General features: G+C 35.5%; 13 protein-coding genes. 12 read left to right on the top strand and 1 reads right to left on the bottom strand.

All coding sequences use genetic code 11. From position 1 onward, the window contains the following. Positions 1-1,852: SH3 domain-containing protein (locus AC6CHR_RS02335; RefSeq protein WP_498246838.1), on the top strand; the 1,852-nt coding region annotated here is incomplete at its 5' end. 183 nt (positions 1,853-2,035) lie between these two features. On the opposite strand, the gene AC6CHR_RS02330 is transcribed toward AC6CHR_RS02335, so the two are convergent. Next, positions 2,036-3,751: an Rqc2 family fibronectin-binding protein gene (locus AC6CHR_RS02330; RefSeq protein ID WP_498246837.1), complete on the bottom strand. Its 1,716-nt coding sequence runs from the start codon at positions 3,749-3,751 to the stop codon at positions 2,036-2,038. Positions 3,752-4,016: 265 nt separating this feature from the next. Here AC6CHR_RS02330 and AC6CHR_RS02325 point away from each other — a divergent pair, with 265 nt between their 5' ends. The 11 genes from AC6CHR_RS02325 to rlmN all read left to right on the top strand — a co-directional run bounded on the left by AC6CHR_RS02325 (position 4,017) and on the right by rlmN (position 16,962). Beyond that, positions 4,017-6,707 (top strand): calcium-translocating P-type ATPase, SERCA-type, encoded by a 2,691-nt coding sequence (locus AC6CHR_RS02325; RefSeq protein ID WP_498246836.1) that lies wholly within the window; start codon positions 4,017-4,019, stop codon positions 6,705-6,707. 358 nt (positions 6,708-7,065) lie between these two features. Continuing rightward, positions 7,066-7,929, top strand: a complete 864-nt coding sequence (locus tag AC6CHR_RS02320) for a YicC/YloC family endoribonuclease (protein WP_498246835.1) — start codon at positions 7,066-7,068, stop codon at positions 7,927-7,929. A 70-nt stretch (positions 7,930-7,999) separates the two neighbouring features. After that, positions 8,000-8,263: an extracellular matrix/biofilm regulator RemA gene (remA, locus tag AC6CHR_RS02315; protein ID WP_498246834.1), complete on the top strand. Its 264-nt coding sequence runs from the start codon at positions 8,000-8,002 to the stop codon at positions 8,261-8,263. Between the two features lie 15 nt (positions 8,264-8,278). Continuing rightward, positions 8,279-8,893, top strand: a complete 615-nt coding sequence (gmk, locus tag AC6CHR_RS02310) for a guanylate kinase (RefSeq protein WP_498246869.1) — start codon at positions 8,279-8,281, stop codon at positions 8,891-8,893. 2 nt (positions 8,894-8,895) lie between these two features. Next, positions 8,896-9,096 carry a DNA-directed RNA polymerase subunit omega gene (gene rpoZ / locus AC6CHR_RS02305; protein ID WP_498246833.1) on the top strand — a complete coding sequence of 67 codons (201 nt, stop codon included), beginning with the start codon at positions 8,896-8,898 and terminating at the stop codon, positions 9,094-9,096. Positions 9,097-9,247: 151 nt separating this feature from the next. Further along, on the top strand, positions 9,248-10,459 hold the full coding sequence (coaBC, locus tag AC6CHR_RS02300; protein WP_498246832.1) for a bifunctional phosphopantothenoylcysteine decarboxylase/phosphopantothenate--cysteine ligase CoaBC: 1,212 nt from the start codon (positions 9,248-9,250) through the stop codon (positions 10,457-10,459). Next, the gene (gene priA, locus AC6CHR_RS02295; protein WP_498246830.1) at positions 10,459-12,873 is read left to right on the top strand and encodes a primosomal protein N'; all 2,415 of its coding nucleotides are present in this window, start codon (positions 10,459-10,461) and stop codon (positions 12,871-12,873) included. The genes coaBC and priA overlap by 1 nt, the downstream gene beginning before the upstream one ends. Before the next feature lie 220 nt (positions 12,874-13,093). After that, complete coding sequence (def, locus tag AC6CHR_RS02290; RefSeq protein WP_498246829.1) at positions 13,094-13,576, top strand: peptide deformylase; 483 nt, start codon at positions 13,094-13,096, stop codon at positions 13,574-13,576. A gap of 5 nt (positions 13,577-13,581) precedes the next feature. Beyond that, positions 13,582-14,532, top strand: coding sequence for a methionyl-tRNA formyltransferase (fmt, locus tag AC6CHR_RS02285; protein ID WP_498246828.1), 951 nt, complete (start codon positions 13,582-13,584; stop codon positions 14,530-14,532). After that, positions 14,516-15,862 carry a 16S rRNA (cytosine(967)-C(5))-methyltransferase RsmB gene (rsmB, locus tag AC6CHR_RS02280; RefSeq protein WP_498246827.1) on the top strand — a complete coding sequence of 449 codons (1,347 nt, stop codon included), beginning with the start codon at positions 14,516-14,518 and terminating at the stop codon, positions 15,860-15,862. The genes fmt and rsmB overlap by 17 nt, the downstream gene beginning before the upstream one ends. An 11-nt stretch (positions 15,863-15,873) precedes the next feature. Next, a complete protein-coding gene (rlmN, locus tag AC6CHR_RS02275) occupies positions 15,874-16,962 on the top strand; it encodes a dual-specificity RNA methyltransferase RlmN (RefSeq protein ID WP_498246868.1) in 1,089 nt (362 codons plus the stop codon). Position 16,963 lies beyond the last annotated feature (1 nt).

Below are 16,963 nucleotides of genomic sequence, written 5' to 3'. Positions count from 1 at the left end.
TATGAGGAAGGATGCATCGACAGATTCTTCTATAATTGTGAAGCTTGCAAAAGGGAAAGAAGTTAAGGTGTATTCTGAATCTGATGGTTGGGCTAAGGTGGAAGTATTTGGTCAAATTGGATATGTTAGCAGTCGATATCTAATCTCTACAAAACCAAGTAATAGTAGCAGTAACCCAACTTTACCTCAAACGACTATTACAAAGTATGTAGATGTTAGTACTAGCTCAGAATTGAATGTTAGAGATTCTGCGTCCATGAATGGCACAATTTTATCTACATTAGCAAAAGGTACAGAAGTAATTGTTTATTCAGAGTCAAATGGATGGTCGGAAATTAAAGTGAATGGAAAGGAAGGATATGTTAGTTCTAAGTATCTTTCGAATTCTTCATCAAATTCAGACGAAACGGATGATCAAGAACTAATAATAGAGATGAAGTTTGTAAATGTTAGTCTTGGATCAAGTTTAAATATGAGAAATAGTGCTTCAATGAATTCATCAATTATTGTTAAACTCCCACGTGGTAGTGAGATATCTGTTTATGAAGACTCCAACGGGTGGGCAAAAGTAAAAGCTTATGGAAAGATGGGGTATGTAAGTTCGGAATTTTTAGCAACTACTAAACCTAATGCTGGAACTGAAACAGAAAAAGACACTATTCCTGATAATAACTCAGGTGAAACAGAAAACAATGATGAAAAAACAATTTCAAAATTTGTAAATGTTATATATGGATCATCCTTAAATATGAGATCTGAAGCTTCTACTAAAGCATCAGTGTTAACTAAACTTTCTAGAAGTACAGTAGTAACTGTTCATTCTGAGGAGAACGATTGGGCAAGGGTGACAGCAAATGGTAAGACTGGTTATGTGAGTTCCCAGTATTTAACTACGACAGAACCATTTAATCCCAATACCTCAGTTGATGAATCGGATAAAACATCAGAGCATTATGATATTAGCTTGGATGATCTGACAGACATACAAATGACAGTGAATCCCCAGACGGATAAAAAATATAATACCTATATAAGAGAAGATGCGATAGAGTTAACTAGTTCGACAAGTGGAAGAGTTAAGGGGTCGACATGGAATGTTCGTGGAGGTGCTGGTCCATCTCATTGGGTAGTAGGAAAAGTAAATGGGGGAGCAAATCTACAAATCATTTCCAAAACATTGGGATCTGATGGATATAACTGGTATCAGATTAATTATGATAAATCTTGGGTGAATGCTAGTCCAGAAGATGTTAAGTATTATTTAAATCCTTCAAATCATTTGGATACGACGGTTGATTCGCTTCAATTTTTAAAATTATCTCAGCCTGCAAATCTTAATGCTGCTGAAGTGAATCAGCGCATTCTCTCAGGAAAGGGAATTTTGCAGGGCTTAGCTTCTGCTTTTATTTCTGCAGGAGAAACGTATAATGTTAATGAAATTTATTTAATATCCCATGCTTTATTAGAAACTGGTAATGGAGCCTCCCAGTTAGCTAGAGGGGTGCAAGTCAATGGGAAAACTGTTTATAATATGTATGGAATAGGTGCTTATGACGGCACAGCATTAGCTAGTGGAGCTCAATACGCATATAATGCAGGATGGTTTACACCAGAAGAGGCGATTATTGGAGGAGCGAAATTTATTGGCCAGGGCTACATTAGTGCAGGTCAAGATACCCTTTATAAAATGAGATGGAATCCTAGCTCTGCCGTAATAAATGGTTATGCTTCTCACCAATATGCGACAGATATTGGTTGGGCGAAAAAGCAAACAAATCAAATCTATAATTTATATAGTTTAATAGATTCTTATCAACTAGTTTTAGATGTTCCGTCATACAAGCAGTATTAAAATTAAAAATATTAATAAAAAGCATGCGATTACTTAATCGCATGCTTTTTTCATTGAGTAAAAGTATCTTACTACATAATAATCCGAAATTAGTAAAGAGTAACAAACTTTTAGAAACGAGCCTTAACAAAAAAACCATCGTTTTACTGAACGATGGTGTACAAATTTTGATTAAGTTACATTTTATCCTTTTCGTAAGCGGAAAACTAAATCCTCATTGGGTGTTACATACACAGTTTGTTGATTATCGTAAATAACATAGCCTGGCTTGGACCCGTTAGGCTTCTTTACATGGCGAATTGCAGTGAAATCTACGGGTACAGAACTTGAATTTTTGGCTTTGCTAAAATAGGCTGCGATGTTAGCTGCTTCTAAAATTGTTTCTTCAGAAGGAGTTTTGCTTCTTATAACAACGTGAGAACCTGGGATATCCTTCGTATGGAACCATACGTCATCACGTGCTGCAAATTTATTAGTTAAATATTCATTTTGTTTATTATTCTTTCCAACGACAATTTCTGTTCCATCACTTGAAATATAATGTTCTAACAATGGTTTGACTGGTTTTTTCTTTTTCGTCATTCGTGATTGTCTTTGTTTTAAATACCCACCCTCCATTAATTCTTCTCTTATTTCAATAATATCACGAGGTGATGCAGATTCAATTTGCTGTATTAAACCTTCAAAATAGTTAATTTCATTGGAGGCTAATGCAATTTGCTGTTGAACTACTTCAACCGAGTTTTTTGCTTTCTGGTATTTAGAGAAGTATTTTTGTGCATTTTCTGAAGGTGTTTTTTGAACATTTAAAGGAATGGTAATTGTTTCATTATCCTCTTTATAATAATTGATAACTTGGGCTGTTTTATCACCCTTTTTAATCGCAAATAAATTTGCCGTTAATAATTCACCAAATAGCTGAAACTGAGTTGCTTTTTCTGCTTGACTTAGGGTTGCTTCTAATTTTTTAATTTTATTTTCATTTTTCTTCTTTTCATTTATGATAAAACGTTCAAGATCATTTCCTTGTTGTTTTACGCGGTCTCTTTCAGATTTCCCATAATAATAGCGATCTAATAAATCAGATATTCTCGTAAAGGATTTTGTTTTATTATTTTCTAAATGCGTAAGGTTCAGCATATAGAAAAGCTCTTTGTTCTCTTTATAGAAGATTTTTGGCTCAATATTATTTGTCCTAAGCTCATTTATCATCGCTAAAAAGATAGCGGGTACCGTATTCCGGTTGACTAATCCAGCACGATGAATGACTTCTTTTGAAAAAAGTGGAGATACACCAGCAAACTGCTGAACTAGTTGTTGATCAAGTTTTCCAGAATTAAAGTCCAATTTTTTCAAAATTACTTCTTCGTCTGCATCCATTGGGTTTACTTTACCTTGCCCAGGAGGTAACACGTATTGTTGTCCGGGTAGGATCGTTCTATGACGATTCACAGCAGGAGATAAATGTTTCACACTATCTAAAATGAGATTGCGATCCTTATCGACAAGAATTATATTGCTATGCCTCCCCATAATCTCCACCATTAATCGTTTTTCTGTTAGATCACCAAGTTCATTTCTACTTTTAATATCTATGACTATAATTCTTTCCATATCAAGCTGTTGTATGTTTTCGATTACTCCACCCTCTAAATGCTTTCGTAAAAGCATACAAAACATAGGTGGCTCACTAGGATTTTCATAACTTTCATTGGTTAAATGGATTCTAGCATAACTTGGATGGGCAGAAAGAAACAATCGATGATTTTTCCCCCCAGCCCTTACTTGGAAGATTAGATCATATTTGTAAGGTTGGTGAATTTTTGTGATTTTTCCATTACTAATTGTTGTATTTAATTCTTTGGTAATTGCATATGTAAACAAACCATCGAATGACATGGCATAATCTCCTTCTGTACTACTTGCTGTTAAGTTTTCTAACTAATTATAGCATGTTTTTGGACGAGGCTGAATAAGTTGTCTTATATGATCCTTCCGATAGTGTGTTTTTTAGTAAGGTGAAATGGTACTAATACTGAGTTTCTTATGTTTGGATACTCCTATTTCAGTGAGGTGCAGGTAAGGGAAAGTAGTATTTAAGCAAGATATAGTTCGTATATCAGTCGTGAAAATTCTGTCTGTTTAAGGGGTGTGTAGGTGATTCATGAAATGGCATGAAATGAGATCAGAGGAAGTAATGAAATCAATCAATGTCGATGTTGACTCAGGATTAACAAGTAAGGAGGTAAAAAAGAGGGAACAAAAATGTGGGTTAAATGAATTAAAAGAGGCGGACAGACCTTCCGCGATTTTAGTGTTTTTAAATCAATTTAAAGATTTTATGGTTTTAGTGCTACTAGCTGCAACATTAATTTCAGGTTTATTAGGCGAATATATTGATGCCATTGCCATCATAGCAATTGTTATCGTAAATGGTGTTTTAGGTTATTTTCAAGAAAGAAAAGCGGAAAAATCCCTTGATGCATTAAAAGAGTTATCAGCTCCTCAAGTAATAGCTCTAAGAGATGGCAATTGGTCAAAAATTCTTTCGAAAGAATTAGTTCCAGGAGATATTGTGAAATTCACAAGTGGTGATCGAATTGGAGCAGATATGCGTTTAGTTGAAACAAAAAGTTTAGAAATTGAGGAATCTGCTCTAACGGGTGAATCATTACCTGTTCAAAAATGGACTCAACCAATTAAGGGACAAGAGGTCGGACTAGGTGATTTAACAAACATGGTCTTCATGGGAACTTTGGTAACAAGGGGTTCCGGGATTGGTATTGTTGTAGGAACAGGTATGAATACAGCAATGGGTCAAATCGCTGATCTCCTGCAAAATGCTGAAACAATGGAAACACCACTACAGCTTCGCTTAGAACAATTGGGTAAAATTTTAATTGTTGTTGCGCTTTTTCTTACAGTACTTGTGGTTGGTATAGGTGTCCTGCAAGGCCATGACCTCTATAATATGTTTTTAGCAGGAGTATCATTGGCGGTTGCAGCAATTCCTGAAGGTTTGCCAGCTATTGTTACTGTGGCTTTATCGCTTGGTGTGCAAAGAATGATAAAACAAAAATCGATTGTACGGAAGTTACCAGCCGTTGAAACATTAGGGTGTGCTTCTGTAATTTGTTCAGATAAAACTGGAACATTGACGCAAAATAAAATGACAGTCACACATGTTTGGTCTGGTGATAAATTATGGAGTGTAACTGGTACCGGTTATCATCCGCATGGTGAGTTTATGGACGATGATAGAGAAACTGATGTAGCTAAAACCAAAACGCTTAAGCAAATTCTAACATTTGGTTCATTATGCAATAGTGCTACAATTGTAGATAAGGATGGACAATTTCATCTTGATGGTGATCCAACTGAAGGTGCATTATTAGTTGCTGCTATGAAAGCTGGTCTTAGAAAAGACGGATTACTTAGAAGTTTCGAAGTTATTGAAGAGTTTCCGTTTGATTCTACACGTAAGATGATGAGTGTGGTCGTAAAGGATAAAACAGGAAATCGTTTTGTTGTTACCAAGGGTGCACCAGATGTATTGCTTAGCCTTTCGAAAAAGATATTATGGAATGAAAAACAAGAAGATTTAACTGGTGATTTTGATTCGAAAGTGAATATTGCAGTTGAATCACTTGCTTCACAGGCTCTTAGAACAATAGCTATTGCATTCAAGCCCTTAACAGGAACAGAAAACATAAATACATGCTTTGAGGCAGAAAAAGATTTAGTTTTCATTGGATTACAAGGGATGATTGATCCACCTCGACCAGAAGTAAAACAAGCTGTAAAAGAATGTCGTGATGCCGGTATTAAAACTGTAATGATTACCGGGGATCATGTCATAACTGCAAAAGCAATTGCCAAGCAATTAAATATTTTACCAACGAATGGAAGAGTATTAGAAGGAAAAGACTTATCTGCGTTATCTTTGGATGAATTAGAAGCCATTGTTGACGATGTATATGTATTTGCAAGAGTTTCTCCAGAGCACAAACTCAAAATTGTTAAGGCATTACAAAACAGAGGACATATTGTTGCAATGACAGGTGATGGCGTTAATGACGCACCTGCTATAAAAGCTGCTGACATTGGTATTTCAATGGGAATCACAGGTACTGATGTGGCCAAGGAAGCTTCATCACTTATTTTATTGGATGATAATTTTGCAACTATTAAATCAGCTATTAAAGAAGGTAGAAATATATATGAAAATATTCGTAAATTCATTCGTTACCTTCTTGCTTCTAATGTAGGTGAGATACTCGTCATGCTTTTTGCAATGATCTTAGGATTGCCTTTACCACTTGTACCAATTCAAATCCTTTGGGTGAATTTAGTTACAGATGGTTTGCCGGCAATGGCACTTGGTTTAGATCAACCTGAAGGTGATTTAATGAAGCGGAAACCGCGGCATCCTAAAGAAGGTGTCTTTGCGAGGAGCTTGGGGTGGAAGGTCATATCGCGAGGGTTCTTAATTGGAATAGTTACGTTAGCTGCATTCATGATCGTGTATGGTCGAAATCCGGACGATCTTGCTTATGCCCAAACAATCGCTTTTGCTACCTTAGTAATGGCACAACTTATTCATGTATTTGATTGTCGCAGTGAAAAGTCTATATTCGAACGGAATCCGTTTGAAAATTTATATTTACTCGGTGCAGTCATTTCGTCAATCTTATTGTTACTTGTCGTCATTTATTATCCACCATTGCAACCGATCTTCCATACGATACCAATCTTACTAAGAGACTGGCTATTAATATTAGGATTATCTGCAATTCCAACTTTTTTACTTGCGGGCTCACTTTTAACAAGAAAATCAGCAAAACATATGGTATAATCCAAAAGGGGGTGACCCGAAAAGTCATCCCCTTTATTTGTTAGCAAATCAATACATAATTAATGGCTGTTTTCACAAAGATTGTTGTTATCCGTACAAAGTACTGATGTACACGTTTTATGTATATCTTCGTGCTCTTTTCGCTAAATTACTCTGATAACCCTTCTGGAGATCGCTTCAATTTAGATCATAAATTCGTACTAGAGCAACAAATTTTTAGAAAAGAGCCTAATTAATGAAAGAAGGGTTCATGCCTTAGCTTATAAGCAAGACATCTATTAATAGAAAATATTTCGCTGAAGAAAATGACACAAAACAATGTAGCATGAAAGAGATGTGAACATTAATGGTTGTTAGTATGACTGGATTTGGTCGTGCAAGTGGGCAAATTCATTCTTGTTTTGTTACCGTCGAAATGAAGTCAGTAAACCATAGGTTTTTGGATATAAGTCTAAAAATGCCAAAACAGTTCTTGAATATTGAAGATAAAATAAAAAAAAGTATTGCTCAAGTTGTTAGTAGAGGACGGATTGAAGTTTACATTAATTTAGAAGGTGACTCAGTTGCTGGGAAATCTGTTCAAATAGATTGGGACTTATTATCACAATACGTTGATTCACTTCATCAGATGAAAGAGCGCTTCTCTCTAACAGATGAAATTACCCTTAATCAAATAATTGCATTAGGAGAAGGAATTAACATTCGGGAAGAATCCATTGTTACTGATGATTTTGAAGGAGAACTTTTACATATTATTGATACTGCTGTATTGCAATTGTTGAACATGAGAAAGGCAGAGGGTATTCAATTAGCAAGGGATTTAAACCAGGGACTTGAAAAAATGACGAATACAGTGATAGAGCTAAGGAAATCTGCACCGCATGTTATTGATCAATATCGCCAGCGAATTGAAAAAAAGGTAGCAGAATTTGTATCTGGTCAGATTGATGAGAATCGAATATTGACTGAAGTTGCATTGTTTGCGGATCGGGTAGATATTTCTGAAGAATTAACAAGACTACAAAGTCATATTCATCAATTTAAGAATGCGTTAAATGCATTAGATCCAGTTGGACGAAAGTTAGATTTTCTAGTACAAGAGTTAAATCGGGAAACAAACACGATTGGTTCGAAAGCAAATGATAAAAATATCGCAGAAAATGTTGTGGAATTAAAAAGTTTTATTGAAAAATTAAAGGAACAAGTCCAAAATATTGAATAGGGTATCATACTATTGATTATAAAAGGGCTTGGAAGGCAAAAATAGTGGTGTCTTACTAGGGGGAACATATATGAGCATTAAACTAATCAATATCGGTTTTGGCAACATTGTTTCAGCAAACAGGATCATTTCTATAGTCAGCCCTGAATCAGCTCCAATCAAGAGAACGATTCAAGATGCAAGAGACAGAGGCATGCTAGTAGATGCTACATACGGCCGTCGGACAAGAGCAGTTGTCATTATGGATAGTGATCATATCATCCTATCTGCAGTACAACCTGAAACAGTGGCTCAAAGGCTATCAAATAAAGAAGATCTTTCAGATGAAGGGTAGGGATTACGAGCATTGATTAAAGAAAGAGGATTATTAATCGTCCTATCAGGTCCGTCTGGAGTAGGAAAAGGAACGGTTAGAAAAGAGTTGTTTTCGCAAAAAGACACAGCATTTGAATATTCAATATCAATGACAACTAGAAACCCACGAGAAGGTGAAATAGACGGGATTGATTATTTCTTTAAATCAAAACAGGAATTTGAAGACTTGATTGCACAAAATAAACTTCTCGAGTGGGCTGAATATGTAGGTAATTATTATGGTACTCCAGTTGATTATGTGGAAAAAACATTAAGCGAAGGTAAAGATGTTTTTCTCGAAATCGAAGTGCAAGGGGCTCTTCAAGTACGTAATACGTTCCCAGAAGGTTTATTCATTTTTTTAAGTCCGCCTAGTTTAAATGAGCTAAAAAACAGAATTGTAACAAGAGGTACAGAAACAGAGGAATTAATCAATAATCGTATGAAAATTGCGAAAGAAGAAATAATTATGATGGATGCCTATGATTACGTTGTTGAAAATGATAATGTACTGCTAGCTTGTGACCGTATTAAGGCTATAGTTACAGCAGAGCATTGCAGACGTGAACGAGTAGCACCGCGCTATAAAAAAATTCTGGAGGTTGAATAAATATGTTATATCCATCTATTGATGTCTTAATGAATAAGCTAGATTCAAAATATACACTTGTAACTGTTTCTGCAAAACGTGCTCGAGAGATGCAAGAAGAAAATGATCAACAGATTGTTAAGCCAGTATCGTTTAAATACGTAGGAAAAGCTTTGGAAGAAATTGATTCCGGTCTTCTTGATTACGAAAGACCAGAAAAATAAACCTGTATAACAACCTAGCTACTAGGTTGTTATTTTTTTCTTACTTACTTCTACAATGAGTTTTACCTTTTAATAAGACTGCAAAAGGGCGTGTAGGCTTGTCTTAATGATATAATATAAAATATAAGACATATTAAAGTAGGTGTAACTTATGATATCTGGAAAAAAAATATTATTATGTGTAAGTGGTGGAATAGCAGTATATAAGGCTGTAGCTTTAACTAGTAAATTGGTACAAGCTGGAGCAGAAGTGAAGGTAATTATGACTGATTCTGCTATGGAATTTGTTTCACCTCTATCCTTTCAAGCCCTCTCCCGAAATGATGTTTACTTTCATACGTTTGATGAGAAGAATTCAGCAGTGATTGCACATATAGATTTAGCTGATTGGGCTGATTTGGTTCTTATTGCTCCGGCTACAGCAAACATTATCGGAAAGATTGCTAACGGAATTGCTGATAATATGCTTACAACAACGATTCTAGCAACAACAGCACAGGTATGGATTGCCCCTGCAATGAATGTACATATGTATGATCATCCTGCGGTTAAAAAAAATATCCAAACACTTTACGATTATGGATATCAATTTATTGAACCGAGTGAAGGCTTTTTAGCATGTGGATATGTAGGTAGAGGAAGATTAGAAGAGCCAGAAAAAATTGTAACTCTCCTGCAAAAACACTTTGATAGATTAGAAACTGGGATGCCGCTTAATCACGTCAAAATGTTAATTACTGCTGGTGCTACACGTGAAAAAATAGATCCTGTTCGATATTTAACAAATCACTCGACAGGGAAGATGGGCTATGCAATAGCAGAAGAGGCAGAAAAACTGGGAGCTAATGTTACGCTTATAACTGGACCAACAACACTTACACCACCTGAAAATATTACGACTATTTATATAGAATCAGCACAGGAGATGTATGAAAGGGTAATCGAGTTATATCCTAAGGTAGATGTTGTGATTAAGACCGCTGCTGTAGCTGATTATCGACCGTCCAACACTTATCAACAAAAGCTAAAAAAACAGGACGGTGCATTTCATATTGAAATGGAGAGAACAAAAGATATTTTAGGAGAATTAGGAACATTAAAAAAGAATCAATTACTAGTTGGATTTGCAGCGGAAACTGAAAATGTAGACGAATACGCACAAAATAAGCTTTTGAAAAAGAATTTAGATTTAATTGTTGCCAATAATATAACTTCAAGTGGAGCGGGATTTGGTACAGATACAAATATCGTGACCATATTTGACCGTAATCATGAAAAAGTAGAGTTACCGATCATGACAAAGCATGATGTTGCAAAAAAGCTCTTAGAAAAAGTTTATTTATTATTAAAGGAGCAAGGGTAATGAGATTTGCAAGTGTAATTGTGGATGTCCCAGCCATGCAGACAGATCGTGCATTCGACTATAAGATTCCAGATGAATGGAATAACTTAGTGGTTCCTGGTATGAGAGTTATTGTACCTTTTGGTCCTAGAAAAATTCAGGGCTTTGTTATTGAAGTTAAGGAACATTCTGAGGTTAAACGATTAAAGGCTATATCGGAATTATTAGATTTGACACCTTGTTTAACTGATGAACTATTGCAATTAGGTCATTGGTTAACGGAAAAAACACTATGTTTTAAAATATCAGCATTTCAAGCCATGCTACCTTCAGCTATGAAGGCAAAATATGATAAATTACTTGTTCTAATAACAGATTCACTAGAACAATTATCAGAAGATGTTCAATCATTTTTTCAAAAAAGGCATCAAATTGATTTAAAAGAGATTGGCGAATCTATTTCACTTCGAGTCATCCAAAAGGAAATAGAGCAAGGTCATCTTGAAATCATTTATAAAGTAAAACAAAAAACGAACAAAAAAACCATAAAACTAATAAAGCGGATTGCATCTTTTGAAAAATTAGCAGAACTGATTGATGAGATGCCTACTAATGCAAAAAAACAGATAGAGATTATTAGCTATTTTATTTCTAAACAATTAAGTGAAATACCATTACAGAATTTGTTAGTTGAAGCTAATACATCTGATCATTCTGTTAAGGCGTTGGTGGCAAAGGGGATTTTAAGTGAGGAATTGAAAGAGGTTTATCGTGATCCCTACCAAGACAGAAATTTTAAAAAAACAACACCGTTAACATTGAATGATGAGCAGCAACATGCAATAACACCAATTTTATCTTCCGTTAAAGAAAACAATCATGATGTATTTCTTATGTATGGAGTAACCGGTAGTGGAAAAACAGAGGTGTATTTACAGTCTATACAGGAAGTACTTAATAATGGGAAGGAAGCCATTGTCCTTGTTCCGGAGATCTCACTAACTCCCCAAATGGTTCATCGTTTTAAAGGCCGCTTTGGATCTAAAGTGGCTGTCCTACATAGTGGACTTTCAACAGGTGAAAAATATGATGAATGGCGGAAAATACAACGAAAAGAGGTACAGCTCGTCGTAGGAGCACGATCTGCAATTTTTGCTCCATTTGAAAATCTCGGTATGATAATTATTGATGAAGAGCATGAATCAAGTTATAAACAAGAGGAAAATCCCCGTTATCATGCACGTGATGTTGCAATATATCGAGCGAAGCTTCATAGATGTCCGGTAGTGTTAGGTAGTGCAACACCAACTCTAGAATCATTCGCACGATCTCAAAAAGGAGTATATAAGCTACTAACCTTAAAGGAACGTGTTAACAAAAGATCAATGCCCAGCGTTGAGATAATCGACATGAGGGAAGAACTCAGAAATGGTAATCGAACGATGTTTTCTACCACCTTACTTGAGAAATTAACAGAAAGACTTGAAAAAGGAGAACAAACGGTACTCTTTCTAAATAAAAGAGGATATTCTTCATTTGTCATGTGTAGAGATTGCGGTTATGTCATTCAGTGCCCTCATTGTGATATTTCACTAACCTATCACCGCCATGGTCAACAACTTAAATGCCATTATTGCGGTCATGAGGAGAACATGCCTAATGTCTGTCCGGAATGTCAAAGTGATCATATTCGTTTTTTTGGTACAGGTACGCAAAAGGTGGAAGAGGAATTAGTAAAGGTCATCCCAGAAGCTCGGATTATCCGAATGGATGTAGATACAACGGGTAGAAAAGGTGCACATGAGAAATTACTGACCAAGTTTGGAAATAAAGAGGCTGACATCTTACTAGGAACACAAATGATAGCAAAAGGTCTTGATTTTCCAGATGTCACACTAGTTGGTGTATTAACAGCAGACACGATGCTTCATTTACCTGACTTTCGTGCATCTGAAAAAACGTTTCAACTACTAACACAGGTTAGTGGGAGAGCAGGTAGGCATGAGCTTCCTGGGGAGGTCATTATTCAAACCTATACACCAGAGCATTATAGTATTCAACTTGCAAGTCAATATGATTATGGTTCATTTTACGACCAAGAGATGTCTCTTCGAAAAAGCCATGCTTATCCTCCTTATTATTATATAGCACTTTTAACTGTTTCCCACCCAGAATTAACGAAGGTTGTTACAGTTACGGAGAAGATCGTCAAGTTCCTGAGACGAAATATTTCTAATGAGACAAGGATCCTTGGACCTGTAGCATCACCAATTCCAAGGATCAAAGATAGATATCGATATCAATGCATGGTAAAATACAAGCGGGAAAAGAACTTACATGAAACGTTACGAAAAATCATTGAACACTTTCAGCAAGAGATGAGTTCAGATGATTTAATGATATCAATCGATTTAAGTCCTAATACAATGATGTGAAATATAATCGCAATGATGGTTGTCTTTCGTAATAAGCGCTTCTAAAGGATAAGCCTATCTTAGTGCTCTTTTCGCTTAATTACTTTGCTATATTCTTTAAAAGCTTTAATTTCTATTGGAATTTAAAAGTCCATTTTTTCAGGACTAGAGCAACAATTTTAAAAAAGGGTCTAATTGAAAGTTTAGGTAATAAAGAGAGTATTTGTTTGGAGGGATATATTTGGCTGTTAAACCAATTGTTTTGTTTCCAGAAGCTGTTTTAGAAACCCCTTGTGAAAAGGTGATAGTTTTTGATCGTAAGCTAACAAAACTAGTAGCAGATATGTATGATACGATGATTGAAAATGATGGTGTGGGATTAGCGGCACCACAAATTGGTATTACTCAGCAAATTGCAATTGTTGATATTGACGACGAGCACGGAACAATTGAATTAATTAATCCGGAAATTATCGATAAGCGTGGAAAACAAACTGGTCCCGAGGGTTGTTTGAGTTTTCCTGGTTTGTACGGTGAGGTAACAAGGGACAATTATGTAAAAGTTCGTACGTTCACAAGTAAGGGAAAGCAAAAAGTTATAGAAGCGGAAGGATTTCTTGCGCGAGCAATCCAACATGAAATGGACCATTTAAATGGTGTGTTATTTACTTCTAAGGTAGAAAAATACTTAGATGAGAAAGATTTAGAAAGTACGGAAGGATGACTTGAATGACAAAAATCGTATTTATGGGAACACCTGACTTTTCAGTACCGATATTACAAAATCTTGTAAAAGAGGGATATAACATTGTAGGAGTGGTAACTCAACCAGATCGTCCAAAGGGTCGAAAAAAAACATTAACTCCTCCCCCAGTAAAAGTTGAAGCTGAAAAGCACAATATTCCAGTGTTACAACCAGAGAAGATTCGTCATGAGGTGGATGATGTACTTGCCTTGCAACCTGATTTAATTGTTACAGCTGCATTTGGACAAATCTTACCAAATGAACTACTTGAAGCACCAAAATATGGCTGTATAAATGTTCATGCCTCTCTATTACCTGAACTACGAGGTGGTGCACCAATTCATTATTCTATTCTAAAAGGGAAGGATAAGACTGGTATCACGATTATGTATATGGCTGAAAAACTTGATGCTGGTGACATCCTCACACAAGTTATGGTTAAAATTGAAGAACGTGATACAGTAGGTACACTTCACGATAAGCTTAGTGATGCAGGTGTGAAGTTACTATCCGAGACTATCCCACAATTAGTAGCAGGGAAGCTTGAACCTAAGAAGCAAGATGATTCGAAAGCAACGTTTGCCTCCAATATAAAACGAGAGCAAGAAAAGATTGATTGGTCAAAAAGCGGGGAAGAAATCTATAACCAAATAAGAGGACTTAATCCTTGGCCAGTTGCATTTACTAATTTTGAGGATCAACTATTAAAATTATGGTGGGGCGAGAAGTTGCCGGTTGAAAATAGCTTAACTCCAGGGACAATTATTGGAATTGACCAAGATGGATTTGTTGTTGCAACTGGAAATAATACAGCCATAAAAATAACCGAGCTCCAACCATCAGGCAAAAAGAAAATGAGCGGAGAAGACTTTTTAAGAGGTGCAACACTATCTGTTGGAGACAAGTTAGGCGATGATGATGAAAAAACAAACTAATGTACGAAACGTAGCAGTTGAAATATTACTGCAAATAGAAAAGAATCAAGCATACAGTAATTTACTTTTGAATTCTAGTATTAAGAAACATAAAGTAAATGATAAGGATATCGGCTTACTAACAGAGTTAGTATACGGAACACTTCAAAGAAGACAAACGCTGGATTATATTTTAACGAGCTATTTAAAAAAGCAAAAGAAAATAGAAGCTTGGGTAAGGATCTTACTACGAATTTCGATTTACCAAATGGTTTATCTTGATCGTATTCCAGAACGAGCCGTTTTATATGAAGCAGTAGAGATTGCAAAAACTCGAGGGCATAAAGGTATTGCTTCGTTTGTTAATGGAGTGCTAAGGTCCTTCCAAAGAGATGGGATACCTAATTATGATTCAATTACTGATCCGATTGAACTATTAGCTATTAAAACCAGTCATCCAAATTGGTTGGTGGAAAAATGGGTAAATCAATTTGGATATGAGGAAACTGAAAAAATGTGTGAAGCTAATTTAATACCGCCTTCACAAACAGCAAGAGTTAATCAAATAAAAACAACTGTGGATGATCTTTATCTTGACTTAACCGATAAAGGAATTATGGTGGAGCGTGGTGATTTATCAGAGGATGCTATTAAAGGAATGAAAGGCAATCTTGCTTTAACAGATGCATTTAAAGATGGTTACCTATCCATACAGGATGAAAGCTCTATGCTTGTTGCAAAAATTCTTAATCCGCAAGAGGGAGAAAAAATATTAGACGCATGTGCTGCACCTGGTGGGAAATCCACACATATCGCTGAACGAATGAAAGGAACCGGAACTGTTCATTCTATAGACCTACATGAACATAAGGTAAGGCTAATTCAACAACAAGCAGATCGATTAGAATTAAAAAATATATCTCCTCAAGCCTTAGACAGTAGGCTAGCAGGTGAGCACTTTGAAAATGAAAGTTTTGATCGGATTTTAGTTGATGCACCTTGCTCAGGTTTTGGGGTTATTCGTAGAAAACCTGATATTAAATATACAAAAACACAAGAAGATATTTTAAAGTTAGCAGACCTACAAAATAAAATTTTACAAGCAGTTGCCCCTTTATTAAAAAGGAATGGTGTGTTAGTTTATAGTACATGCACAATTGACCATGAAGAAAATAGCGATGTTATTCAATTGTTTTTAAAAGACCACCCTGAGTTTGAGCGAGAGGAATCTTTAAAAGATTTATTACCAGAAAAACTTAATCCTTATATTAAAAATGGTGAGATTCAATTGTTACCACATTACTTTGGGACAGATGGTTTTTATATAGCATGTTTAAGAAAGAAGGGTTAAAATTGGAAAAGATAAAAGCAACTAGAACAAAACAGGACAACAATGAACAGAAGAACAATCCCTCCATCTACTCATTAGAATTACATGAATTAGAAGAATGGTTAGTGGAACATGATGAAAAAGGATTTAGAGCAAATCAAATCTTTGAATGGCTATATACACAAAGAGCAACTAGCTTTGAAGATATGTCTAACTTATCAAAAAGCTTAAGAGCACTATTGGATGAAAATTTCACTTTGACAACGCTCAATACACTTATCCAACAAACGTCAAAAGATGGAACCATTAAATTTCTCTTTGAACTTCATGATGGTTATTCAATCGAAACTGTTTTAATGAGACATGAATATGGCAATTCTGTATGTGTAACGACTCAGGTTGGTTGTCGAATTGGATGTACGTTTTGTGCATCAACATTAGGTGGTCTAAAACGTAATCTTGAAGCAGGAGAGATCGTTGCTCAAGTTGTAAAAGTTCAACAAGCTCTTGATGAATTAGATGAACGAGTGAGCCATGTCGTTATTATGGGTATAGGTGAGCCGTTTGATAATTATGATGAGATGATGTCTTTCTTAAAGATAATTAATCATGATAAAGGCTTAAACATTGGTGCGAGACATATTACTGTATCAACAAGTGGTATCATACCAAAGATCTATAAATTTGCTGATGAAAAGCTACAAATAAATTTTGCGATCTCATTACATGCTCCAAATACTGAACTACGTTCAAAACTAATGCCTATTAATAAAGCATATAAGCTCCCAGATTTAATGGAAGCAATAAAATACTATGTAAATAAAACAGGAAGACGTATAAGCTTTGAATATGGACTATTTGGTGGTGAAAACGATCAAGTAGAACATGCTGATGAATTAGCTCGCTTGGTTAAAGGTATAAAGTGCCACATTAACTTAATCCCAGTTAACTATGTCCCTGAAAGAGACTATGTTCGTACACCAAAAGAACAAATCAAAATATTTGAAGATACGTTAAAGAAACATGGTGTAAATGTGACAACTAGAAGAGAGCAAGGACATGATATTGATGCAGCATGTGGACAACTTCGAGCTAAGGAGCGTAAAGAGGAGACGAGGTGAC

The sequence above is a fragment of the Metabacillus sp. GQ13 genome (genome assembly GCF_059758525.1).
Note: the sequence above shows the minus strand (reverse complement) of the source record. Positions and strands in the feature narration are given on the sequence as shown.

Bases quoted from the DNA above. Each gene is read 5' to 3' on its own strand.
- AC6CHR_RS02330 (WP_498246837.1), bottom strand. From the start codon at position 3,751: ATGTCATTCGATGGTTTGTTTACATATGCAATTACCAAAGAATTAAAT.
- AC6CHR_RS02325 (WP_498246836.1), top strand. From the start codon at position 4,017: ATGAAATGGCATGAAATGAGATCAGAGGAAGTAATGAAATCAATCAAT.
- AC6CHR_RS02320 (WP_498246835.1), top strand. From the start codon at position 7,066: ATGACTGGATTTGGTCGTGCAAGTGGGCAAATTCATTCTTGTTTTGTT.
- remA (WP_498246834.1), top strand. From the start codon at position 8,000: ATGAGCATTAAACTAATCAATATCGGTTTTGGCAACATTGTTTCAGCA.
- rpoZ (WP_498246833.1), top strand. From the start codon at position 8,896: ATGTTATATCCATCTATTGATGTCTTAATGAATAAGCTAGATTCAAAA.
- coaBC (WP_498246832.1), top strand. From the start codon at position 9,248: ATGATATCTGGAAAAAAAATATTATTATGTGTAAGTGGTGGAATAGCA.
- priA (WP_498246830.1), top strand. From the start codon at position 10,459: ATGAGATTTGCAAGTGTAATTGTGGATGTCCCAGCCATGCAGACAGAT.
- fmt (WP_498246828.1), top strand. From the start codon at position 13,582: ATGACAAAAATCGTATTTATGGGAACACCTGACTTTTCAGTACCGATA.
- rsmB (WP_498246827.1), top strand. From the start codon at position 14,516: ATGAAAAAACAAACTAATGTACGAAACGTAGCAGTTGAAATATTACTG.